General features: G+C 30.7%; 1 protein-coding gene. It reads right to left on the bottom strand.

What is annotated here, in order from left to right:
- On the bottom strand, positions 1–231 hold a 231-nt coding region (locus AOA59_RS31795; RefSeq protein ID WP_178076329.1), incomplete at both ends, for a dUTP diphosphatase.

The raw sequence follows: 231 nt of genomic DNA on the forward strand, positions 1-231 counted from the left end.
TTTGTAAATGAAGCATTACTTTTTTCGATTTTAAATTTATGTAGAGCTTCCATCACATCGAAAAAATAAGGAACTAGTTCTTCACCTGTTTTTTTATTTACCTCACTAGTCTTATAAACTGTATTCTCATCAAACCCAGATTCAATTCCTACTGATAATATAAAATGAATGCCATCTACATACTCTTCAAGTATTACCTCATCAGTTGAAGGACCTTTATCACTCCAGAAT

This window comes from Pseudomonas sp. 2822-15 (assembly GCF_002742515.1).
In the GTDB taxonomy this organism is placed as follows: Bacteria; Pseudomonadota; Gammaproteobacteria; order Pseudomonadales; family Pseudomonadaceae; genus Aquipseudomonas; species Aquipseudomonas salomonii.